Origin of the sequence: Affinirhizobium helianthi, from assembly GCF_042680945.1 — a bacterium.
Classification (GTDB): domain Bacteria; phylum Pseudomonadota; class Alphaproteobacteria; order Rhizobiales; family Rhizobiaceae; genus Neorhizobium; species Neorhizobium helianthi.
The window spans coordinates 171,578-194,924 of the sequence record NZ_JBHUEQ010000006.1; the positions used below are offsets into that span (position 1 = coordinate 171,578).

A 23,347-nucleotide genomic window follows, 5' to 3' on the forward strand; every position below is an offset into this window, starting at 1 on the left:
ATCGGGAGATGAAATGGCACCTGACTTCAAACATAATGAGAAAATGTTGTCATCGATTCATCATAGGCCGCCCAAATGGAAGAATCTTCCAAACCATCTCTCGATCGTATTGATCTTCGCATTCTGCGCACGCTTCAGACCGATGGGCGCCTGACGAATGCCGAACTCGCATCCCGCGTGAATGTCAGCCCGGCAACTTGCCACCGGCGAACGCAACGCCTGTTTGATGAGGGCTTCATCACCGGAGTCCGGGCCGAAATTGCACCCATGCCCGTCGGGCTTGGCGCTCTTGTCATGGTGGGCGTGGTGCTGGACCGTTCGACACCGGAAAGTTTCGCGGCATTCGAAGGAGCCGTCCTTGAACTGAAGGAGGTGCTCGACTGCAATCTTGTTGCAGGCGACTTCGATTACCTGCTCAAGATCCGCGTGCGCGATATGGCCGATTTCAACAAGCTGCACGGCAACAAGCTCATCGCGCTGCCAGGTGTGCGACAAACACGGACGTTCTTCGTGATGAAGAACGTCAAGGACAATGCAAGATTGCCGTTCTGAACGCCCGCCTTCAGGGAGGCGGGTCGGGCATCAAGAAGTCACGGCAAAGAGATCGCTGAGCCAAGCCATCTGGCGGCGCTCTTGGAAGCTCTGTCCGCCTTCATGATTGTTGAACTCGTATTCAACTATCGATTTCGGCCCTGCATAGGCATTGTAGGCACCATAAACACCGGAGGGCGGACAAATCTCATCCATCAGTGCGACTGAGAACAATGCATTTGCCCGCGACTGCCGCGCGAAATTGACACAATCGAAATAGCGCAGCGTCTCGAATAGCGGTTGGCTCTTGTCTCTGTGCTGGGAGAGAAAGCGCACGATTTCCAGATAGGGGCCACGGGAGGCGACCGCCACGGAGCGACGAAAATCGCACAGGAACGGCACGTCAGGCATGATGGCCTTGACCCTTGGGTCGAGCGCCCCGGCCGCGATCGAAATGGCGCCCCCCTGACTATCGCCACAAAGAGCAATCCGCTCAGGATCGATGAAGTCCAGTGCGACAAGCGCATCGATGGCGCGCACGCCATCTGTAAAGACGCGTCGATAATTATAGTCGTTCTTATTCAGAACGCCACGGGTCAGAAAGCCCGGGCTGGAGGAGAAAGACCCCTCGGGATCTGCCGTCGCACCAACGCTCCACACACTGCCCTGACCGCGCGTATCCATCCGGAAATAGGCGAAACCCGATGCTGCCCAGTGCAATTGTTCATGCGGCAGGCTTCGGCCGCCGCCATAGCCGATAGACTGCATGACCAGCGGTAAACGACCTTTGCGCTCCTTCGGCAGGATAAGCCATCCTTTAATGGGATGGCCGCCAAAACCAGGGAAGGTAACATCGAAAACCTCGATGACCTTCAGCGTTGTCGGCTCCGGCACAATGCGAACGTCTCCCCACAGTTCACGCGCCTGCGCGATCGTGGTCTGCCAGAAGGCGTCGAAATCTTCCGGCATCTCGACATTGCTGATGTAAACGCCGAGTTCAGGCTGTGTAAGATCTGGAAACGGCATTCAATCCCCCCGGCAAGATTAAGATACTAGAGCGTTTCCGGTGAGAACAGGTCACCCGAAATCCTCTATATCTTTGTTTTTACGCAGTCCGGACGCAAAGCCGCTAACGCACTTTTGCTGGACGTTCTCTAAATGGTTCAACTCGTTGCAAAACGCAGTTCGGCTGGCACTTCTGTCAAGGCCTGTTCCAGCGCTGCCAGACATCTGGAGGCATCGGACAGGCTAAAGACAAGCGGCGGCCTAATCTTGATGATGTTCCCATGCGGGCCAGTTGACGACACCAGCACGCCGAGGGACTTCATTCGCTCGCGCACCCAACGTGCCGCCAGTTTCGCAGGCACCTTGCTGTCGCGGTTCGTGACCAGTTCAACGCCCAGAAACAGTCCGCGTCCCTGAATGTGGCCAACAAGCTCATGCCGTTTCATCAAGTCATGCAGGCCTGGCATCAAGAATGCGCTGCTGCGCAGAGCATTGCCCTGCAAGTCCTCTCCCTGCAACACATCAAGGCACGCATTACCCACCACGGCAGACACAGTATTGCCGCCAAAGGTGTTGAAATATCCCGTATGTTTTTGAAGCCGTTCCGCAATCTCCCGGCGGGTAACCAGTGCGGCAATCGGATGGCCATTGCCCATTGGCTTGCCCATGGTGACGATATCCGGCTGAACCCCGAAGGCCTCAAATCCCCACATATGCGTTCCGGAACGGGCAAAACCCATCTGCACTTCGTCGGCGATGGTCAAGGCGCCTTCACGCTTTGCCGCAGCATAGGCAAGCGGCAAATAGTCTGGCGGCGGAACGAGCGCGCCATTGGCATCAAAGATCGAATCGATCATCAGGCCCGCCATGCCATGGCCACGCTCGTTTAAGATGCCGGCTGCATCGGAAATGTGTCCGGCATATTTTTCGCCCGCATCATTGGCGCCTTCCCGATAGACGCCCCTGTAAAGGTTCGGCGGCGGCACGGTTTCGGCCCAATCAGGCTTGTCCTTGATGTCGTAGTCTATCAGCGAAAGCGGCGTCACGACCGTTGTATTGCCGTGATAGCTGTTTTCCGTGATCACAATACCTTCCTTGCCGCTGGCGGCACGCGCCAACCGCACAGCAAGGTCATTGGCTTCCGAGCCTGTACATACGAAAAACCATGTATCCAGATAGGATGGCAATGTTGCACTCAGCCGCTCGCCAAGACGCACGATTTCCGGATGAATGTAACGAGAGTTGGTATTGAGCGTGCTTGCCTGTCTTGCAAGCGCATCCACCACATATGGGTGGCAATGCCCAAGGTTTGCGACGTTATTATAGCAATCCAGATATTCCTGTCCCGCAGCGTCATAGACCTTCGAACCCTTGCCACGCACAAGCTCCAGGGGCTCGTTATAGAAGGTGTAGGTCTTGCCGAGAACAGCTTCCCGCCGCTGCAAAAGAGCGGGCGTTGGGGCCGGAGCCCCTGCAACCTCTGCAGCAGACACCGGAACGACGGAAGGCACCATGGCAGCAACGAAGTCCGCATCAGAAACCAGTGCGAGACGCTGGATTGCCTTGATGTAGAGCGCTTGAAGATCTGCAAGATCGGTATCCGGCTCCTCCTCGACGGATGCACGGTAGGAAACCAGCCCCACTTGCAGCAGAAGCCGCGCAAGAACGAGCTGCCTCAGCACCTCAAGATCTGCCTTTTCCAAGGGCATGTACCGCTGATAGCCACGGACAAGACAGGTTGCTGCAAATACCGGATCAGGCGTCCAGTGGATCAGGGACGCCACACACACCGCCAGATCCTGAACAACCGGACCAAAGATCATATCGCCGAAGTCGATAACGCCGTCGATTGCGAACGCCGGATCAAATCGCACGAGCACATTGGATTCGTGGAAGTCGTGATAGATGACCTGTCCACGCAATCTCGGCAGCTTCTCCGCAATCACCTCTCGAAGGCCCGGCATCAGATTTTGCAAGGTTGAAGCCAGCACATCCGGCATATGCGGCTGAAGGTTATCGGCAAACAGCAGGCCGTTGGCCAAATCCCAAGGCATGTTGCGAGGTGCACCCTCACCGCGAAAACCCTGTAGAGCACGCGCCAAGCGACCATTGGTAGCGCCAAGCTGCATCAGTTGCTCTGCGTCAAGCGTCCGTCCAGCGGCACGAATTTCATCGAAAAGTATGTTGCCGGAGATAAAGCTGACCACGCGAAGCGGATATGCAAGGCCTTCTGCATCTATCACAGTCGACATTGCTTCGCCTGCCAGAGTGCGTCGCAAGCGGGGCACAGACAGGGCGGGATCGACACGCTCAATATGCTCAAGTGCGGCAGTCTGGAAAAGGAGGCTCTCGAGCGGCTCGTCACGCGAAGCGACCTTCACGACAAACTGCGTACCATCATGGGTGACCAGACGGAAATTCTGCTCCCTTTCGCCACCCAGTCGCCGCCATTTTCCTGAAAGGCCATAGGAAGCGCCAACATGCGCTTCGAGCAACTCCAAGGGCAGATCAGGCGCGTGAAGAGTGCCAAGCAGTGCCTCCATACCGTCACCCTCGAACATCATCGATCAATACCTCTTGTACCGCCAAGCCCGCGCAAAGCATCGCAACTGATGCTGCCGGACGGAATACCCCACCCAAACCAAGCCTTGGCGTTCTCTCATGCCCTATTGTTTCTGCACATTATAAAATGACGCAGTTCACTTCGAAGAAAGACAAACTTTCCAGCCTTGGACCCGGCCATTATCGAACTTTAGGGACAATCTCCTTCGGTCGATCTCGACCGTCTTCGTCTTACTTCGGCAAATCACGAAATGTCCTTCTGAATAAGATGATGTTGAGGCCGCGCCGACCGTGTTGCATTACATAATTATAATAATGCGCTTCAAAGGGCGCTAACAAAAAGAGGGAACAATGAAGACTAGTATGATCCTAGCGCACACTATCTGTGCCCTTGCATTGAGCTCCGTACCGGCGCTTTCTGAGAGCATAAAGGTTCCGGAAAGAGTAGCCGCAGCCAAGAAGCTGCAATTTTGTACGGAAATGGCATTCCCGCCATGGGAATCGATTGATCCGGTATCTCAGAAGCCCGTTGGTTTTGACATCGATATTTCCGCAGCGATTGCCAAGCAGCTCGGCGTGGTCAACGAGCACAAGAATATCAGCTTTGATGGACTTATTCCGGCTCTTCAAGCCAGCCAGTGTGATGCCATCATTTCCGGGCTTTACGACAAGCCTGAACGACGACAAGTGGTTGACTTCGTGAACTACGCAAAAACCGGCACTGCCATCGTTTTGCGGAGCGAAAGCGACATCAAGGCCGCATCTCTCGCCGATTTGAGCGGGCGAAAGGTCGCGGTTGGCATCGGCACAACCGGTGAAGGAATGCTTGCCGAAGCCAATGAGGAATTGAAAAAGCAGGGCAAGCCGCCGGTGAATGTGATCATTCTCCAAACAAGCACCGAGGCGTTCCAGCAACTCATGTCAGGTCTGGTTGAGGCTTACATTTCTACGCCTGACCAAGCCGCTTACTATAACTCGAAGATGCCCAATTCCGTGAAGCTGGCGGGTGATACGATCAATAAGCTCGCAACCGGAATCGCAGTCCGCAAGAACGACCCTGAAATGCTTGCTGCGATAGAGAAGGCGCTTGAGAACATGCGCAAGGACGGCACCTATCAGGCAATCCTTGAAAAATGGTCGTTCCAGGCCCTCGCATTCCCTTGATTCCTCCCGACCGGCCGGATTGCCAAGCGGCAGTCTGGCCGGTCCTTGACTGAAGGGGCATAGCCGATGGGCAACCTGCGTTTGGACTTCGATTTCTTCCTGCAATATCTCTTTTCTCCGCCCAGCATTGTCTGGGTGGGGCTTGGCGTAACGATACTGGTTGCGACGATTGCCATGCTGATTGGCATGGCGCTTGGCTTTCTGATCGGACTGGCACGGCTCTCGAAGAATCCGTTCCTCAGCAACTGGGCAAGGCTTTATGTCTGGGTGTGGCGCGGAACGCCGCTTCTGGTGCAGCTCGTTCTGGCTTACACCGGCGTGGCTACCGCCGGCATCTATATGTGGCCCGACATCCACATTTTCGGCCTGACCATTTCGGGTGCCTTACAGGCGGCAATCATAACCCTTGCACTGAACGAAGCAGCCTACATGGCTGAAATCGTGCGGGCAGCCATTGGTGCCATTGAAAAGGGCCAGTTCGATGCCGCACGCGCAGTTGGCATGCGCCCCTGGCAGGCGATGCGATGGATCATCCTGCCGCAGGCGCTGCGGATCATAGTGCCCCCGCTCGGCAGCGAGATCACTTTGATGATCAAGAGCACCTCGCTTCTGGCCGTTATCGGAATTCGTGAATTCTTCGGCACGCTGCAATCCATCAATGCAGCCACCTTCAAGACCTTCGAGCTCTTTGCTGTGGCAGCTGTCTGGTATCTCGTCCTTACGACCCTCGTATCGAGCGTACAGCGCGTTATCGAGATGCGTCTGGCGCGTTACGATAATCAGGTTCTTGACGACGAACCCGCAATGCCAAAGCGCAAACTCCTACAAATGAGGCGGTCATGATCGACGTCGCTCACTCACCACTGGTCCGCCTCAGAGGTGTCCGTAAAAGCTATGGCCATCTGGAAATCCTCAAGGGTGTGGACCTCGACGTCGCAGCCGGTGAGGTAATGTGCATCATCGGCCCTTCGGGCTCCGGCAAGACGACCCTCGTTCGCTGCATCAATCACTTGGAAAAGATTGATGATGGCGACATTTTCGTCGGCGATGAGCGTATCGGCTATCGACGGGTGAACGGCAGGCTCGTTGAAGAATCGAGCCGCAAAATCGCGTTGCAGCGCCAACGCACAGGCATGGTATTCCAGCGCTTCAATCTTTTCCCTCACCTCACAGCGCTGGAAAATATCTCTATTGCCCCGTGCCGCGTCCAGAAGCGCGATCGCGAGACTGTAAAAAAGGAGGCTCAAGCCCTGCTGGAACGCGTAGGGCTGGGTGACAAGGCGGGGCGTTACCCTTCGCAGCTTTCCGGCGGGCAGCAGCAGCGCGTTGCCATTGCCCGCGCACTCGCCATGAAACCCGACGTGCTTCTGTTTGACGAGCCGACGAGTGCGCTGGATCCGGAAACGGTGGGAGAAGTGCTTGAGGTGATGAAGGAGGTGGCACGGCAGGGCATGACAATGATCGTGGTGACACACGAAATGGGTTTTGCCAGGGATGTTTCGCATCGAACCGTCATGATGGTGTCCGGCGAGATTGTGGAGGCAGGGCCATCCGAACAGTTCTTCAGCGATCCAAAGCAGGAGCGCACCAAAGCCTTCCTGCGCGGCATTCGTTGATGTGACCGATAGATGGGTCAGACACACCCGTTCTGCTGTGTTCAACCGGATGTGTCTGGTTTCCCATCATCAGCGAGCGTCTTCGCACAGCCTGCACCTTGGAAGACCCCGGCATACTCGAGTGGAGGTATCTAAGAGCATTTCCGGCAAAACGGGATCGCCTGGAATGCTCCATCTATTTGTTTATACGCAGTCCGCACGCAAAGCCGCTGAGGCACTTGTGCCGGCCGTGCTCTAAGTTGAGGGGGAGACGCATTATGACTCAATCATTTTCGACTATAGATTTCTCGATTTCGCTTATCGGCGCCGTTGGCAGATCAGGTTTTCATGACGCTCTGGTGCAGTCGCTGAGACGGCTTATTGGGTTCGATGCCGGCCTCGTTCTGCATTGCAGACACAAGGCCACGCCGACAGTTCTCCATAACGACTGGACCAGTCAGCCTCGGGCGACCCTGACGGACGAATTCAACTATGTTTTCGTGATAGACAGCGATACCCGTTTGATGATCTCACTGCATCGCTCAGAGTTGAGTTGCCCCTTCACGGGCGAAGAAACGAACCTTCTGCAAAGTGTCTCCTCCATCATCGAGGCCGCCGTCATCCGCCATTGGCGTGACTTGCAGCCACAGCTTTCCGGGGAAGAGGCCGGCACAGTCAAAAGCGCGCTCGCGCAGGCCATTGGCAGTTTCGGAAGAAGCATTTTGACCGAGCGTGAGTGCGAGGTGGCGCAACTCGTTCTGCGGGGCTACTCGCTCAAGGGTGCTGCCAGATTGCTGGGCATTTCCCCGGCAACAATCAAGCTGCATCGTCGCAATGTCTATGCCAAGCTTGATGTCAGCTCCCAGACGGAGCTGTTCTCGCTCTTCATCGATGCCGTTTCCTCAACAACAAACCACGATGAGGACCCGCTGGTCAGCTACGTCGCCCGCCGTTCGAGCCTCAGTGCATCGCCGCCATATCCTTCCCGGACCGCCGCGTGACCACAGCTACGATCAGCAAGCTTAACGCCACTATGCCCAGAATGATGGTGGATACGGCATTTATTTCCGGCGTCACACCAAATTTGATTTGAGAATAGATCTTCATTGGCAGCGTCGATGCGCCAGGGCCGGTTGTGAAACTGGAGATGACCAGATCATCGAGCGAAAGCGTGAAGGACAAAAGCCAGGCGGAAACCATTGCAGGCATGATGTTCGGCAAGCCCACCTGAAGAAAGGCCGTTGCCGGACTGCAACCCAGATCCATTGCGGCCTCTTCAAGAGAGGGATCGAGCTCCGTCAAGCGCGACTGGATGACAACTGCGGCAAAGCACATCGTAAAGGTGGCGTGGGCCAGCGTGATTGTCACCGGGCCGCGATCGATGCCCAGTGTGACGAACATCAGAAGCAGGGCGACACCAAGGACCACCTCCGGCATGACCATAGGCGTAGTGAGTAGACCGGAAAACAGCCTTCTACCGCGAAAGCGCCGGATCCGCACCATGACAAGCGCAGCCAGCAAGCCCAGAAAGGTGGCCAGCGTGGCCGAAATACCTGCCACCATGAAGCTCACCCGCGCGCCATCCAGCAAGGACACATTGGAGAGAGCAGATGCATACCACTCGGTCGAGAACCCTCCCCAAACAGTGACAAGCCGAGACCTATTGAAGCTGAAAATCACCAGAATGATGATTGGCAAGTAGAGAAAGGCCATCACGACCAGGATCGACAGCCGATTAAACCAGGAGGGACCGTGGGATGATGACATTTTCAGACCCTCGCCTTTGAAAGCCGCGATTGCAGCAGCACAATCGGAATGACCAGAAGCGCGAGGAGCAGGACGGTTACCGCCGAAGCCACAGGCCAGTCACGATTATTGAAGAATTCCATCCAGATGGTTCGTCCAATCATCTGGGTATCCGCGCCGCCCAACAAATCCGGAACGACAAATTCGCCGATAACGGGAATGAAGACCAAGGCACAGCCGGCAGCAACCCCAGGCAGGCTCAAGGGAAATGTCACGCGCCAAAAGGCCTGGAAGGATGAACAGCCGAGATCGCGCGCTGCCTCGATGAGGGTGCGATCTGCTGCAGCCAGGTTCGAATAGATCGGCAAAACCATGAATGGCAGATAGGTATAGACAATGCCGATATAGATGGCTGTCTGGGTGTTCATGATATGCAACGGCTGATCGATAAGTCCGATCTTGAGAAGCAGCGAATTCAGAAGACCATCATTGCTGAGAATGACCATCCACGAGTAGACACGGATCAGCAACGAACTCCAGAACGGTACAATCACAAGAAAGACCAGCAGGGAGCGCCAATTGTCTCTGCATCGGGAGATGCCATAGGCAAGCGGATAGGCCAGTAACAGCGTGAGGGCGGTCGAAATCAGGGCAATCTTGACACTGTTGAGATAGGCGCGGGCATAAATACTATTGCTCAGCACAAACTGAAAATTCTCGAAATTCAGGCTGATGTTTAAAAGCGCGCCGTTCCATGTGAAGAGCGGTTTATAGGGTGGCATTCCGACGCGCACGGATGACAGCGCAATTGCCAGCACCAGAATGAAAGGCAGCAATGACATCACAACCAGCCACAGGAATGGTGGCGCGATGAGCATTCGTTGACGCCAGCGAGAACTTCCTACAGAGGCCATGGCTTTCACTCCCCTAGCAGGTAGGCGGCATCTTCCAACCACCGCACGACGACAGCATCGCCGCGCTCAAACCCTTGACTGTCTCCAGTGTTGACCTTCAGCGCATCAACAATGGCACCGTTGCTGATACGAACGCGATAGTGGCGTTGAGCGCCTGTATAACTGATATCGTCAATCACGCCCGGAATGCCCGCGCCGCTGGTGGCCAGTTCCATGCGCTCGGGCCGCACCGAAAGCCATAGCTTTCCTTCCGGGGAAACGCCTGTCGGCAGCTTCGCCGCGAACTGTCCTTCCAGCCCCGTCAAGGTCAAGCGAACACGGTCGCCTTCGCGCTGCGCCGTGTCCACATCGAACATGTTTGCTTCGCCGAGGAACTTCGCGACATAACGCGATACCGGGGCTTCATACACGGCGTCTGGTGTGCCGACCTGGAGAACCCGGCCTGACTGCATGATGGCAATGCGCGATGAAACAGTCATAGCCTCATGCTGATCATGGGTGACGATGATAAAGGTCAGCCCCAATTCCTTCTGCAAGCGCATCAATTCGTGCTGCGTTTCAATCCGCAGGTTCTTGTCCAGGGCGCCCAGCGGTTCGTCGAGCAACAAAACCTTGGGTCGCTTGACCAGCGCCCGCGCCAAAGCAACACGCTGCCTCTGCCCGCCAGAAAGCTGTGAGGGCTTACGCTCCAGCAGTTGCTGCAACTGAAGCTTTCGCGCAACCTCGGACACACGGCTTTCTATTTCCGCTCTCGCAAGCCTGTCCTGCTTCAGACCAAATGCAATGTTGCGCGCCACGTTCAGGTGCGGAAACAAGGCGTAGGATTGAAACATCATATTGGTCGGGCGACGATTGGCAGGCAGCTCCGTTACATCGGCACCTTCCAGAACAACAGTTCCGGCCGTCGGCGTTTCAAAGCCCGCAATCATTCGCAGCAGTGTCGATTTTCCACACCCTGAAGGCCCGAGCAGAGAGAAGAACTCCCCTTTGCCGATATCCAGCGAGATATTATCGACAGCAGTAAAAATGCCGTAAGCCTTGCTGATGCCATCAAGCGTCAAATATTGGTTCTGCACTGTCTACCGTTCCTCTGTCGCGTGGCTCAGTTCCCAGCGCGGAATGTCGTCCAGATTCGCGTGCGCTCTCTGTTCTGCCTTGGCGGAAGCGTTTTGTCGGTGAACAGCCGTTTGCGCACCTCTTCCGGCGGATAGAGATTGGGATCGCTGGTAATCTGCTTGTCCATCAGTTCTGTCGCCTCTGCGTTTGCATTGGCCAGGAACACGGCATTGCTGATATCCGCAACGACCTTGGGCTCGAGAATGTAATTGATGAATTGATGCGCCTGCTCAACATTGGCAGCGCCCGCAGGTATGGCCATTGTATCGAAGGAAATGATGGTGCCTTCCTTTGGCAAGGAATAGCTTATCTCTTGCCCTGTGCCCGCTTCCTGGGCACGCGCCGCCGCAATTCCCGTGTCCCCGCTCCACATGATGGCAAGGCATAGCTGGCCCGAGGCCATGTCGGCAATCAGCTTGCCGCTCTGCATATGCCGAATATAGGGACGCAGGCCCATCAGCAGCTTTTCGGCCTTTGCCAGATCTTCCTCGTTGGCCGAATAAGGATCCAGGCCAAGATAATTCAGAGCGATGGGAATAATCTCATTAGGGGCATCGACAATGCCGATGCCGCAGTCGGCAAATTTGGCCGCGATCTCTGGCTTGAAGACAATATCGAGACTGTTCAACGGTGCATCGGGCATCCGTTGACTGATCATCGCCTTGTTGTAGGCAATGCCGGTAGTAAGCCACATGTAAGGAACCAGATGGGCATTGTCGGGATCATGATCGTTTAGCAATTTGAGAAGCTCCGGATTGAGCTTGCTATAGTTGCTCAACTTGCTCTTATCGATCGGCTGAAGTGCACCGGAAGCAATGAGTCTGTCGCCGACAGTTGCGCTGGGGAAAACCACATCGAAGCCACTACCACCCGCCAGCAATCGCGTTTCCAGCACCTCGAGCGAGTCATAGAAATCGACGCGGGTATCGATGCCGGACTGCGCCTGGAAGTTCGAGATCGTGTCCTTCGCGAAATAGTCCGAGAAGTTGTAGATAAACAACTGAGCTGCATGTGCAGCGCCGCCCGATGCACCACCCAACGATGCAGCGGCAAGCAAAACCGGCAAAAGGCGTCGCAATACCTTGGTCATCTATCATCTCCCGAAGCTTCTTATTCGGTTTAGGAGATGCCAGACGCTGGCAGAGATCAATACTCCCTATGGCTAGGGCGGGAACGTGACTGAAATGGGCGCAGAAAGGCTATGCTCCGCGCGGATGGCGCTTGCCGCTGGCCCCGCGGCCAGTTTCCAAACCTTCGGTATTTCTGTTCGAGCTGCAAAATGAATCTTCCAACCGTCTTTTTATGAAATTCCCCAATTGATTGCTGCTTCGACAAGTCTAATGTTGTGGGCAGCACATCAGGATGCTTTGCTCGTTGCAGATCGGCCACAAGTTCAAGCATTAGTAGGCGGAATTCAACATTGTGGCGAAACTGATATTGTATCATCAGAGTCCGGTGCTAGTTTTCGGCAAATTCTAGTGATTTGCGAGGAATCGGATGCGGAAGATCGGTGCGATCTTGGTTTGCTTGGTATTGGCTGCCTGTGCAAGGCCATCGGACGGCCCCTCCCCATCCAGCTTCTATAATGCGAAAGATCCGGCAACCGGCAAGAACATCCCGGTTGTGCGTCTCACACAGGCGAGCCTCCCGGTCGGAAGCAATGCTCCGCTCGCCTATAACCCTGCAGATCCTGGCCTCTCTATTTTCCGCTCCGGAGGCTCCGGTGATGTGCGGCTTCGCCGCGGCGATGTCATCGAAGTGACCATCTTCGACACCGGAGAAGAGGGGCTTTTCTCTTCCGCAAATAGCAAGACACTACCTCTTGGCAGGTTTACCGTGGATGCCAGCGGCAATGTGAACCTGCCATTTGTTGGCAAGCAGCGCGTTCTGGATTCCTCGCCTGAAGCTTTACAGTCGCGTATCGTTGGTGGCCTCAAGGGGTCCGCAGTAAATCCGCAGGCGGTCGTAACCGTTGTTGACCGGCCCGGCAATGCAGTGACCGTCGGTGGAAGTGTACGCTCACCGGGACGTTTTCCTCTGTCTGCACGGAAGGAAAAGGTGTCGGATGCGATTGCGATGGCCGGTGGCGCCCTGTCGGCGCCTGCCAGCGCGACGGTAACGTTGATGCGCGGTTCCAGAAAAGCAACAGCTCCCCTTTCCCGCGTGTTGAATGAGGAACGGCAGAACGTCTACCTTCTGCCTGACGACCAGCTCTTCATTCAGGATGCCGCACCAAGCTTCACGGTCATGGGCGCCTTCAAGAGCACAGGCGAATTCAAGTTCGAGCCTGGACAGCTGACACTTGCCCAGGCGATTGGTCGCGCCGGTGGGCTGCTGGACGATCGCGCCGATGCGAGCCAGATTTACCTGCTGCGTAATCAGACCACTTACACCACAGTCCACAGCGGTGCGGGCAAGGCGCTCACCTCAACCACCATGGTCTCCAACAAGCCGGTCATCTATCGTGCGGATATGAAGGACATTTCCAACCTCGCACTGATGCAGCAGTTCCAGATGGCGAATGGCGACATTCTCTATGCTGGCAACTCCGGCCTGGTTGACTTTGCGAAGCTCTTCAACGTGTATCAAAAGAGCCCTAATCTGCCTGCGGCCGCTCCGCCGGTCGCCCCCGGAAATTAATGCACATCTTCAACAGGAACGCGCTGACATGCACACAAACGATCCGGTTTCGCTGTTCACGCCGCAGGTTGGCTTAGTGAAACCGGATCAGGCAATATTGCCGGACGTGCACTAGATTTCATGCACGTGAACGGCGAGGATTGTCATATTGTCAGCGCAACCGGCAATCAATGCATTCTCGACCAGTGTGCGAGGCACATCGGATGCCTTTTCCGATAGCATGATTTCCGCCACAACTCTTTCTGAGAGCGCGCGCATGACCGGTGCAGTACACAGCAGGAAAGTGTCGTGAAGCTGTAGCTGGTCCACAATCGTGTCTGGCTGGAACGTCGTCTCCAATCCGACAGCGCGTGAAAGTGAACGCCGCATTCCAATCTGAACATGATCACGCGTCAGGCAGCGTAACATGCCATCACGAAGCAGGTAGCATCGGGCATCCCCTGCCCAAAGAGCGGCGAAGGCTGATGCCTGAAGCATGAGAACCGCCACGCTTGCAACATCTGCACTTGGGGCAGCTGGATGATCCATCCGCGAGCGCAGAAGCGTGTTGGCCCGCCCCAGCTTCCCTCTCACTTCCCGCAGTCGCTGCTCAAACGAGCCTTCCATAACTGCCTGCCCGGCCAGATGGACCGCCAGTTTGGCTGCTTCCGCGGAGCTTGAGGAGTCTGCGGCACCGTCCGCAACAGCAAAAAGACCCGCGGCACCGGAGGCCAGCAAGGCATCGGCATTGACCCGACCGCGCGTTCCGGCATGTGTCTCGAATGCGTGGCTCCACGCCGACAGGCGGGGCCTGGTTGCTTCGAGCATGACAGGCAAACCTACCCTTTGAAGGTGCGGCTGCGGTTCTGAAGGTGCAAGTGGCGAATGTTTTGCACAAACCGCTTCTGCCTCCGCCGGAGCAGGCGGAAACAGACGGACAAAATCATCCTTCCTGGGTGGACCCTCATTACGAAAGCCTTGTACATCGCGCGTACCCGGAGCCACCGTCCACCACAGGCTTTCGCGCCGGGAGCGGTGTCCCTTGGCTGTCTCCATCTCAGAATCGTCTACTGGCCTTATACGGCGCAAGCGTTGCAAGGCTGCCGTAAAGCTCTCGAGTTGAAAATCGCGACGCAGACCCGTCTCGGCAATGGCCTCCAGGGCGGTGAACCAGGTCTCATCCTTGTAGAAACGAAATGGATGCTCTCCCGACTGCTGTATCTGGCTCAGAAGAACGAGGGGAAATCCGCGTCCGACCCGGTCCTCACTCGGGATCAAAACACCGGCTATGGCGTGATTGGACCACAGGCCCTCCTCAATGAGAAACCGCCATGGCGGCATGGATTTGAAAGTGCGCTGCCAGGCTTCACCATGCCTCTCCCTCGCTGCCTGCAGCCCCGCTTGAAGCCAGTCCTGCAGCAAACGTTGCAGATCGGCGGAAAGGCCCCAGCCGACAAAATCGCCGTGAGCCGGCAGTTTGCCGAAGAAGCCGATCCGATCCTGCTCCTTAAGATGATGGATTGCAGCCCGGTCCAGCGTCACGATCAAAACTGCCTCGGGCAAGAGAACCCGTTGAGTGCCGGAAGCCCGAACGGGTTCAAGATGGAACCGAACTGAACATCAAACTGAGCGGTCTGCTCTCCTCGCGTAAACTCGGCCCTGAACAGATTTGGCTGGGCTGACTGGCTAAGCTTTGCATTGTCGAACAGCCTGAACGCGGACCAATCTCCCGTCGTCGTCAACGCCTCTTGCCAACCACCCGGCTGAAAAGCCAGCCTTGAGCTGTTGCTCGCCTGAGAAGAAGGCCAGATGATCGACTTCGACAGGACGGGTCCGTGGAAGTAGACGACCTTTTCCCCCTCGAGTTCGAGCATGACCGCATTGGCTGCCTCGCTCAGGGAAACAGGTGTGACGTTGATGGATACGGACGGCTGCTTGCTGCCGTTCGGGAAGAATGCGCGGGTTATCTGGTCCGCCTTGTCGAACTGCGCAATGGCTTCGCTGGGAATGCTGGCAGCCCCGAAAGTCCCTTTCCACCCCCAGGGGGAGGAGCTGGTGTCCACGAAAGGCTCCAGATTTTCCTTGAAGAAACTCTGGAGAAGACCATCGGGACTGAACAGCCGGATAAAATCGCTCAGAGCAACATCACTCGGCGATTCCCGATCAAACGGATAGCGCCCGGATACAACGCTGCTGCAATAGGATGCAGCTTCTGCGGCCCACACATTGGCAATGCGTGCACGAGCCGAGCGTACCGCGAGGGAGCCAATATCGGCTGCGACACCGGCCATCCAGGTATCCAGCGGTGCAGGCATCTGACGCGCCTGTTGCAGAAGGTCCTGATTTGCCGTGGTCAATTGCCCGTCCACATCAAACACCTTGGCGATTGCGGCCGTGGATGTCGAAGCGCGTGAAAGCTGGTCACGAAGCTTTTGCAGGGTTGCAATCATCTGCCGCAAGGGGGGTAACTGCTGTTCGGATGAACCGCTTGCTGCAGTCACGACCACCTCGGCACCTTGCGCGGGCAGGAGTTCACGAAGCCTTGCATAGGGATCTGGCAGCACAGACATGCCGATGGCATTGGTGCTGGCCTGGCTATTGTCTGAGGTGACCGCCCCGGTGACAAGAGCGTCCGGCGAGCGCAAGTCGGTCGATACAGATACAGAGCGCACAAGCGCCTCGATGGGGCTTGGCTCAACGGTCAATAATCGTAGATTTTCCGCAGCGTCCGCTATCGTCTGAGGCGTCTTGACACGCAGGTCGCTCAGAATTGCGCGCCACTGGCTTTCGAACGCGGAAAGATAGAGCTGAAGCGCCGCCTCTGAAATCTGACTGACAGAAACCTCCGGCGGATTGGGTGTTCCGCGAACCCATTCTTCCGCAATGGCATCTCGCGCCGCATCGTCAAGACGTGAACGAACGACAGTCTGAAAGCCCTTTGCGGTGAAGAGACCCGACAGGCCAAGACGAAGACTTGTGCCTGACGCACGTTCGAATGCCTGTTCACCCAAGGGGCCAAGTGCGCCGGAAGGCGTCCAGCCGCTCAGTCTGCGGGCCTGCGGGTACCCTTTAAGAATCTCGAAGGCACGTGAGGCAATCGTGATGTCACCCACCTTTTGGCGTGTTTCTGCGATCAGGCGATTGTCCAGCTCGATAGGCGGAATGACGCCTTGAACAAGTGCGGTGGCGTGGTGCAGCAATGCTTTACGCGTGGCAGCCCGCCCGTCGCCGGGATAAAGCGCGGTAAAGAGATCGTCCGCCTGCTGTACGGCAAAATCACGGTCAACGGTGCCAAGGCCACCCAGCATCCCGTAGAGCTTCAGCGCGTTGAACGCCTTTTGCGGCTCCTTGTCATTTTGCATTTCCCGCTGCAACTGCACCATCAAACGCGGGAGCAATAAAGCGTTGAGTGCCCGCTGATATGCATCGCGCTGGCGCCCCTCTACCTTCTGCTGCTGGTCGAGGCCGAAACTCACAGGCCATGCCCTTGCCTGCTCGAAGTCATTTGGAATGGCTGCAAGATTATCGAGCGCAGGCAAAATCCGCAGAAAATCCGTGTCCTTCACGTTCTGGATGGGGATGCCCCTGGAAAGCTGTTCATAGGCCTCAAGGCGCCTGTCCGCACTGGCAAGCGCAGTGCTGTTCTGAACATAAGTTGCAATCCAGCTCGCCAGCACCACAGCGACCAAAACGCCTGCCACGGCATAGGTTGCGCGACGAATGAACACTTGTCGCCTGCCAAGACGCTTGTCACGCGCAACAAGCGAGGCCTCCTCAAAGATGACATCGTGAAACAGACGCTTCAGAAAATAGCTGCGCCGCGGGCGAGACTGGAGCGTGGCGGCAACGTCTTGCTGTGTTTGTGTGCCTGACGCAAGATAGATGCCGCGCAGAAGCGGTGGCTCCATCAATTTCGAGCCGGAGCAAAGCTCGGGTATGACCTCCATCAAACGCTCCCGCAACAGGGCAAGCTGGGATGGAAAGCGGAATATCCGGCCTCGGATGTCGGAGTTCGGCTCCTGTTGCAAACGTTCAAGAAGCAGGGAATTTACCCTTTCCTGAAGCAGCGCGAATTCTGCGGCAAAGGCATCTGGAAGCTCGGTCGCCTTTTCGCTCTGTTCCAGAGCGAAAGTCATCCCCCACACTTGCTCTCGATCGGACTTTCCAAACCCATCGAAGAAGTCGACAAAGCCTGTCAAAAGATCCGCCTTGGTCAATACCAGATAAACGGGCACACGCACCTGTAGCTGCTGGTCCAGTTCGGCAAGGCGCTGACGGATGATACGGATTTCGTCTTTCTGCGCTTGCGGGTCGCGCTCCAGCAGGTCACCGATGGACAGGGTAATCAGCGCACCATTCACCGGCTGCGACCGCCGGTACTTGCGCAAGAGGTCCAGAAACCCCTCCCAGCCTGCCTTGGCAGTGCCGTTGAGGTCGTCCTGGGTCGTGTATCGGCCAGCGGTGTCAATCAGGATGGCTTCGTCGGCAAACCACCAGTTGCAGTTTCTCGTGCCACCAACGCCTTGAACGGAATTTCCTCCCAGTGCATCGCCCAGTGGGAAATTCAGGCCGGATTGGGTCAAGGCCGTGGTTTTACCGGAACCGGGAGCACCAAATATAACATACCAGGGCAATTCATAGATGTAGCCGAAGCGCTTGCGCGTCACCCGGCGCAGCAATTGCAGCGCATCCTTGAGACGTTGGTGAATCTCAACGACTTCAGCGCGCTGGCTTGCTTCAACCTCCTGTTCAGCACTTCTCTCTATGCCTTCGACCAGAGCCGCATCGCGCTTGCGGCTGCGAAGGATTGAGACGATCAGATAGCCGATCCAGGCAAGAACAAGCGCGGCAATCAGAATGATGCGGGCGTTGACGCTGACCAGAGGCTTCCACTGACCGAAAGCCAGAAGGTAGCCATAGAACCAGACAATCACGCACAGCGCGATCAGCCAGATGATGGATATGAAACGCCTGCCGAGCAAGCCGACATAGGCCTCGACATAGGATCGGATCGTATAGAAATAGCTTAGTGGGTTCATTGCGAACTACCCGGTGGTTGGGCTGCTTCGGGTTGCTGTTCGGTACGCACAGCAGGTGCCGTCATTCCTGCCTGGGTAAGCCGCTGGCGGGGATCCGTCAGCACCAGAATTTCCGTTCTCCGGTTCATCTCGCGCCCCTCAGGCGTTGTATTGGGAGCAATCGGATCGCTGTCGGCCCTGCCTTCCGTCAGAATGGCCTCCGGCCCGGTATAGGCCGAGAGAATCTCGCCTACCGCCTTCGCCCTTGCCTCCGAGAGGTGCCAGTTGGATGGAAACTGGACGGTACGAATGGGCGTGTTATCCGTGTAACCGACAACAAGAGCACGGAATTGCTCTGCAGAGAGAGCGCCGCCGATCCGCTCAAGCAGCCCCCTGAAATTATCGCTCACCTCGGCGCTGCCCACGTCGAAAAGCCCGGAATTGTTGATGCGAATACGCAATCTTCCATTGGCATCCGATAGCGAAACCAGGTTCTTCTCAACCTCCGGCTGGAGGAAGGTCATGAAGTTCTGAAGCGGGCTTGGCTTGGGCGGTGCATTTGACAGTGGAGGCGGCGGGGCAGGCTCCTCCTTCTTTTCCACGACTGCCACGTCCTGCGGCGGAGGTGGCGGCGCCGTCAGTGCAACGCTTGGCGCATCCTTCGGCCCGAGACCGGCCATGCGGCTAAGAGTGCCATCCGAGACGGAATTCAGTGAAAAGGTAAAGAAGATGTAGCCGAGCCCGAAAAGAAGCGCGAGAATGGAAAGAAGCGTCCAAAGCGCCGTTGTCGTCTTCAGCGGCTTGTGTCGGGCGGACACACCCTTCCAATGCGGCGATAGATCGCGCTCGAAAATTCCGTACTGGCCGAGAAGCGTCTTGTAGAGACTGTCCCGGACACGGCCAAGCTCCAGATGACCGCGCGGTGACACCCGCATTCGTCCCTCGAAGGCCAGGGACAGGCACAAATAGATCAGTAAGAGAATATCCTTCGAGGCGCCCGGTGACTGGTGGAAATGGTCCAGGAGATCGAAGACCTTCTCCCCGCCGGTGACATCCATATGGAATGTCGAAACGAGACCGGACCGTGCCCAGCCCGCCGATACTCCCCACGGTTTGCTCAACACAACATCATCGACGGTTGCGCAGACGACATAGTGGGCGGCACGCGCTCGCTCCGGCGCAATGCGTGCTGCGGCCAGATCTCGCTCATAGGCATTAATGGCTGCGATCGCGACACGCCGCAGTTCGTCAATATCAGGCGGTTCAGGCCGATGCCGGATAGCGTGAGCCAGATTGAGAAGAGGGGCTGCCGAACGTACAAGCGTTGGCACCTCTTCGCCACCCAGCGTGAAATCCTTGACCAGACGTTCCGCCGACCATCCCCCCTGGGGCGGGTTTCGGCGGGCGTCCGCTCCCGCAAGCGGCGGCTGGCTGATGATGTCATCCAAAAAATCCGACATCTTGCCGGAAGGCTGACGCCTGTTTACGCCATCCTCATCCAGATCGACAATCGTGGGCAGGTCCTGCCAGGAGCTGTTTTCTTTGCTCATTCTCTCAAGGCCCACAGTTCCATCTCAAGCCCCTGAAACTCGCCCGACAGATGCAGAGCAATGGCACCAGAGGTTTCAAGCTGTTTCCACAACGGATTTTGCGTATCGAGTTCGAAATAGATCGTTCCGGAGCGGTAAGGCAGCTGGCGCGGCAGAACCGGAAGCGGCCTGACGGGAATGCCGGGAAGCGCCACATTGACCAGTTCTGCGATACGCTCCACGGGGCCCACCTTGATCTGCGCCGGAAGCTTGCGCCGGATCTCCTCCGCTGGCATCTCGGCGCGCACGGCAAGCACGAAGCCCCCATCCCTGAGGAGGGTGCGATCATGGATCGTGCCGACGCGCACGCCATGCCTGCGTTCTGCCAAATCGATTGCAACGGCGGACTGCTCAAGCACGGCCGAAAGTGAGGTGCGCAGATCATCGAAAACGGCAGCAAAGCTTGCCTTCAGATCATCGTGCCGATAGGGCGGGAACTCCGTTGCGCGCTTGCGATCCGTGGTAAAAGTTGCAAGTTCTCCAGCCAGCTGAATGCAGGTTTCGTAAAAGCACATGGGGTGGATGCGCGTTGCATTCGCAGCCATGTGATGAAGCATCGGATCGGCCCGATTGAGGATTTGCAGGAGAAAATAGTCTCCCACTTCGGCCGTTCCGCGAATGGTCGGGTCACCGATCCGGTCCGCGATTGCTTCTGCGCGATGACGTACAATACCCAGCAGTTCCTTCATCAGTTCCGAAAGGCGTGGCTCTGCCGCACAATTCAGGCAGGGAGCAAGGAAGTCCGGATCGAGAATGACCGCGCGATCGGAGCGAACTTCAATGACCCGAGCAACACCGATGAGATCGAAGCCAGCCAGTTCATCGCCCGTCTTCAAGTAGCGCAGATTCAAGCGGCCCACCTCGATGGGAGCCATGAAATCCGTTTCGACATTGGCATCTGGTGCTTCGTAGGGCGAAGCCACGTGACGAACCTGATGCAGCGCTGCACCGCCATTCAGAGCGATGTCGGCTCTTCCCGGCTGGCGGGTGGGGAGCGCCAGATAAATGACGGCGTTCTTTACTGTCTCATCCAGTTCAAGCGCCGGCGGCAAATCACAATCGACCGGCGCCTCGAAGGCTGTGCCGTCAGGCAAAATACCGCGAAGATTGCTAACGGAGAACCGTCCGATGGCGAGCGCACTGCGGTCGATCTCAATGGACGCCACCCCCCATGGATAGGGCGACAGAGTCCGCATGGCCGTGCTGACAAGTCGCTCAGTCCAGCGATCCGACTGTTGAAAATGCTGGACCCGGAGAAACATGCCCTCACTCCAGGCCACACGGTTTTCATACCTCATCCGGTATCTTTCCTTCCTTGGGGGCGTTCGAAGCGCCTGCCCTGTCTTCCAATTCCGGTTCCAAATAGGCGCGGCGAAGCACATCTGCGGTCGAAAGCTTCTGCCCGCCCCTGTCAAACTGGCTGCTGTAATAACGCCAATAGGTCGCCTGCCTGAGCCAGCCGAAGCGGGGTTTCAGGCTGGCTTCCGCTCGAACCTCAACGAGGCGGGGATCAAAGAAACGGGCGCTCTCACTGAAGAGGCCCTCAATGGCTTCGTTCAAGCGTAACTGCCTGGCAAGAATGCTTTCCAGACGGCCGATCACGCCGTCATCTGCAATCCCATCGAAAGGTTCAGCGGAAACCTTTGGTTCTGGCAGCTTCATGGCTGCGTAGCTCTGTTCCACGGCTTGCTGCAACTGACGCACAAGACCATCGAGCTGCGCAATCATTGCCACCCCATCGACAGGCTGCGCATCGCCCTCCGGCACATCAAAGCGAACAGCCTTCGCGCGCTCCGCTCTTTCGCCCTGTGATCCGGCGCGTCCGATACCGACGGACACGCGCGTTGCGAGTCCATGCTCAAGGCTGTGGCCGAGCTGCGTATCTGCGCCCTCCTCTTCCCACCAGTTATCAGGCAGCAATTTCGCATCGCTTTGGGGATCAGGCGGGCCGCTCCAACCGATCTCGACATTGCGGGACGTGGGTGTCCCGGGCTTAGGCTTTTTGATGAAAGCGAGCGGATCTTCCACCTCACGCGGACCAAGGGGACCAGAAGCCATTTGTCCGGCGGGCACCACGTCCGATAGGATCGCGGAGATCGTCAGCTGTTCGGAACTGAGGGAGAGATTTGAGCGGGGATCGCTCTGGTAGCCCGCCTGGTCTCTACGAATGAATGCACGATAGGTGAGATTACCAAGATCAATCAGACTTTGGTCACGGATGATGGCTGTCTCACCTTCATGCAGCCACTGTCCGTCCACAGAAGCGCCTTGAGGGCTTCTGTTCTGCAGAACAAATCGATTGTCCTGTCGTTCGATAACGCAATGTATCGGGGAAACGGAATCGCCTGCAAACGGCATCGACAAATCACAGTCGCTGGCGCGGCCCAGCGACCTTCTGCCTCGCTCCATAACCCATGCGGCACGCGCATGATCGGGTATTCCGGAAACGGGGGCTTCAAGCACAAGCTCAAGATGCATGTGGCAACTCCCGGCTCAATTTTTCCACTGCAGCAGCCTGGATGATCGCGTCTCCGTTATCCTTCACGGCAGGTTCCGTTCTCGCCCAGGTATTCCAGCCCAGCCGTGGCGGATCACCGGCGCGTCCGAGCTGGCAGAACGGCACATCCTCCCGGCGAAGCACGACCTGCACATCAAAATCCAGAGTGGGGCCGACATAGAGACGTGTCAGCGCCACGATCTCGCGCAGCAATCTGCTATCAGGGGAAAGACGCATGTAGTCGGCATAGGCAAGCGGTCCAATGACCAGACGAAAGGCTCCGGTGAGATCGCGGAGACTTTGCCCCGCGCTCGCATTTCCACCGAGAATGAGACCCTGAGGTTGCCCCAAGCGGCTTCTCTCGCCTTGCGGAATCTTGATCCAGCGTGGACGGAACTGCTCGATACGCACGGAGGCTCCGGTCAATTCACACAGCATGGCGCTGAGAGCAGAGGCAGAACGCGTTCTATTGGCAAAGAAACCCGAAAAACGCAGAACGACATCCTCCGCGACCTCGGCACGGCTGATTGTTCGGCGCGTTCCAAAACCGCCCAGGGAGAGCAAGGCACGCAGGAAGCCGCTTCCGTCCCGGCCTCCTTGCCAACGCAGCCAGCGCGCTATGCGATACTTCTCGGTCGCATCCGCGAACAACTCGCTGATGCGACCGTTAAACACATCGAGAAATGCGGAAAGAGCCTTCGAGCGCTGGCGCTCCTCCCGCATGACCAGTTGGTTATAGGAGGCAGGGAGCGAGCCAACAGGGCCGCTAAGGCTTGCGAACAGGGTCTTAATACGGTTGCGCTTATCGGTGCGAGTAAAACCCGAGACCGCAAGAGGCGAGGGTTCGACCCCAACCGGCGCGACAATATCCAGCCCTTCAGGGCTGGCGCGCTGCGCCACACGCAGTGCTGTAACCGGCTCAAAACGACCGGGATCGCGCAACAAGCGCTCCGCAAGTGCATCCTGATGATGGGGCAAGCCTACGTCCATA

Annotated in this window: 18 protein-coding genes; 6 read left to right on the top strand and 12 right to left on the bottom strand. The window is 56.9% G+C overall.

The window, feature by feature from the left end; translation table 11 throughout:
- The first annotated feature begins 75 nt into the window (after nt 1-75).
- Complete coding sequence (locus tag ACFSE1_RS05880; protein WP_377397778.1) at nt 76-552, top strand: Lrp/AsnC family transcriptional regulator; 477 nt, start codon at nt 76-78, stop codon at nt 550-552.
- A 30-nt stretch (nt 553-582) separates the two neighbouring features.
- Here ACFSE1_RS05880 and ACFSE1_RS05885 read toward each other — a convergent pair whose 3' ends face one another.
- Together ACFSE1_RS05885 and ACFSE1_RS05890 are read right to left on the bottom strand one after the other, a co-directional pair.
- The gene (locus ACFSE1_RS05885) at nt 583-1,557 is read right to left on the bottom strand and encodes an acetylxylan esterase (RefSeq protein WP_377397781.1); all 975 of its coding nucleotides are present in this window, start codon (nt 1,555-1,557) and stop codon (nt 583-585) included.
- Nucleotides 1,558-1,694: 137 nt separating this feature from the next.
- A complete protein-coding gene (locus ACFSE1_RS05890) occupies nt 1,695-4,100 on the bottom strand; it encodes an aminotransferase class III-fold pyridoxal phosphate-dependent enzyme (protein WP_377397784.1) in 2,406 nt (801 codons plus the stop codon).
- A gap of 349 nt (nt 4,101-4,449) precedes the next feature.
- Here ACFSE1_RS05890 and ACFSE1_RS05895 point away from each other — a divergent pair, with 349 nt between their 5' ends.
- The 4 genes from ACFSE1_RS05895 (at nt 4,450) to ACFSE1_RS05910 (ending at nt 7,858) form a co-directional block, all read left to right on the top strand.
- Complete coding sequence (locus ACFSE1_RS05895; protein ID WP_377397787.1) at nt 4,450-5,262, top strand: ABC transporter substrate-binding protein; 813 nt, start codon at nt 4,450-4,452, stop codon at nt 5,260-5,262.
- A 66-nt stretch (nt 5,263-5,328) separates the two neighbouring features.
- Nucleotides 5,329-6,105: an amino acid ABC transporter permease gene (locus ACFSE1_RS05900; protein ID WP_377397790.1), complete on the top strand. Its 777-nt coding sequence runs from the start codon at nt 5,329-5,331 to the stop codon at nt 6,103-6,105.
- Nucleotides 6,102-6,878, top strand: a complete 777-nt coding sequence (locus tag ACFSE1_RS05905; protein WP_377397793.1) for an amino acid ABC transporter ATP-binding protein — start codon at nt 6,102-6,104, stop codon at nt 6,876-6,878. Before ACFSE1_RS05900 ends, ACFSE1_RS05905 begins: the two co-directional genes overlap by 4 nt.
- 257 nt (nt 6,879-7,135) lie before the next feature.
- Nucleotides 7,136-7,858: a response regulator transcription factor gene (locus ACFSE1_RS05910; protein ID WP_377397796.1), complete on the top strand. Its 723-nt coding sequence runs from the start codon at nt 7,136-7,138 to the stop codon at nt 7,856-7,858.
- Here ACFSE1_RS05910 and ACFSE1_RS05915 read toward each other — a convergent pair.
- Genes ACFSE1_RS05915 through ACFSE1_RS05930 form a run of 4 tightly spaced genes read right to left on the bottom strand, consistent with a single transcriptional unit; the run spans nt 7,818 to nt 11,723 of the window.
- Nucleotides 7,818-8,624, bottom strand: a complete 807-nt coding sequence (locus tag ACFSE1_RS05915) for an ABC transporter permease (RefSeq protein WP_377397799.1) — start codon at nt 8,622-8,624, stop codon at nt 7,818-7,820. The genes ACFSE1_RS05910 and ACFSE1_RS05915 overlap by 41 nt on opposite strands.
- A 2-nt stretch (nt 8,625-8,626) precedes the next feature.
- Complete coding sequence (locus ACFSE1_RS05920) at nt 8,627-9,517, bottom strand: ABC transporter permease (protein WP_377397802.1); 891 nt, start codon at nt 9,515-9,517, stop codon at nt 8,627-8,629.
- 5 nt (nt 9,518-9,522) lie between these two features.
- Complete coding sequence (locus tag ACFSE1_RS05925) at nt 9,523-10,593, bottom strand: ABC transporter ATP-binding protein (RefSeq protein ID WP_377397805.1); 1,071 nt, start codon at nt 10,591-10,593, stop codon at nt 9,523-9,525.
- A 26-nt stretch (nt 10,594-10,619) separates the two neighbouring features.
- Nucleotides 10,620-11,723, bottom strand: coding sequence for a polyamine ABC transporter substrate-binding protein (locus tag ACFSE1_RS05930; RefSeq protein ID WP_377397808.1), 1,104 nt, complete (start codon nt 11,721-11,723; stop codon nt 10,620-10,622).
- Nucleotides 11,724-12,130: 407 nt separating this feature from the next.
- Here ACFSE1_RS05930 and ACFSE1_RS05935 point away from each other — a divergent pair, with 407 nt between their 5' ends.
- Nucleotides 12,131-13,273, top strand: coding sequence for a polysaccharide biosynthesis/export family protein (locus tag ACFSE1_RS05935; RefSeq protein WP_377397811.1), 1,143 nt, complete (start codon nt 12,131-12,133; stop codon nt 13,271-13,273).
- 111 nt (nt 13,274-13,384) lie between these two features.
- Here the strand turns inward: ACFSE1_RS05935 and tagF are convergent, their stop codons facing one another.
- From tagF to tssG, 6 genes are read right to left on the bottom strand one after another with little or no spacing between them, the layout of a single operon-like run.
- The gene (tagF, locus tag ACFSE1_RS05940; protein ID WP_377397814.1) at nt 13,385-14,815 is read right to left on the bottom strand and encodes a type VI secretion system-associated protein TagF; all 1,431 of its coding nucleotides are present in this window, start codon (nt 14,813-14,815) and stop codon (nt 13,385-13,387) included.
- Nucleotides 14,797-18,291 carry a type VI secretion system membrane subunit TssM gene (gene tssM, locus ACFSE1_RS05945; RefSeq protein WP_377397817.1) on the bottom strand — a complete coding sequence of 1,165 codons (3,495 nt, stop codon included), beginning with the start codon at nt 18,289-18,291 and terminating at the stop codon, nt 14,797-14,799. The genes tagF and tssM overlap by 19 nt, the downstream gene beginning before the upstream one ends.
- Nucleotides 18,288-19,820: a type VI secretion system protein TssL, long form gene (gene tssL, locus ACFSE1_RS05950; RefSeq protein WP_377397820.1), complete on the bottom strand. Its 1,533-nt coding sequence runs from the start codon at nt 19,818-19,820 to the stop codon at nt 18,288-18,290. Before tssL ends, tssM begins: the two co-directional genes overlap by 4 nt.
- Nucleotides 19,817-21,157, bottom strand: a complete 1,341-nt coding sequence (gene tssK, locus ACFSE1_RS05955; protein WP_377397823.1) for a type VI secretion system baseplate subunit TssK — start codon at nt 21,155-21,157, stop codon at nt 19,817-19,819. Before tssK ends, tssL begins: the two co-directional genes overlap by 4 nt.
- Nucleotides 21,147-22,337 carry an FHA domain-containing protein gene (locus ACFSE1_RS05960; RefSeq protein WP_377397826.1) on the bottom strand — a complete coding sequence of 397 codons (1,191 nt, stop codon included), beginning with the start codon at nt 22,335-22,337 and terminating at the stop codon, nt 21,147-21,149. Before ACFSE1_RS05960 ends, tssK begins: the two co-directional genes overlap by 11 nt.
- Complete coding sequence (gene tssG, locus ACFSE1_RS05965) at nt 22,327-23,346, bottom strand: type VI secretion system baseplate subunit TssG (RefSeq protein WP_377397829.1); 1,020 nt, start codon at nt 23,344-23,346, stop codon at nt 22,327-22,329. Before tssG ends, ACFSE1_RS05960 begins: the two co-directional genes overlap by 11 nt.
- Nucleotide 23,347 lies beyond the last annotated feature (1 nt).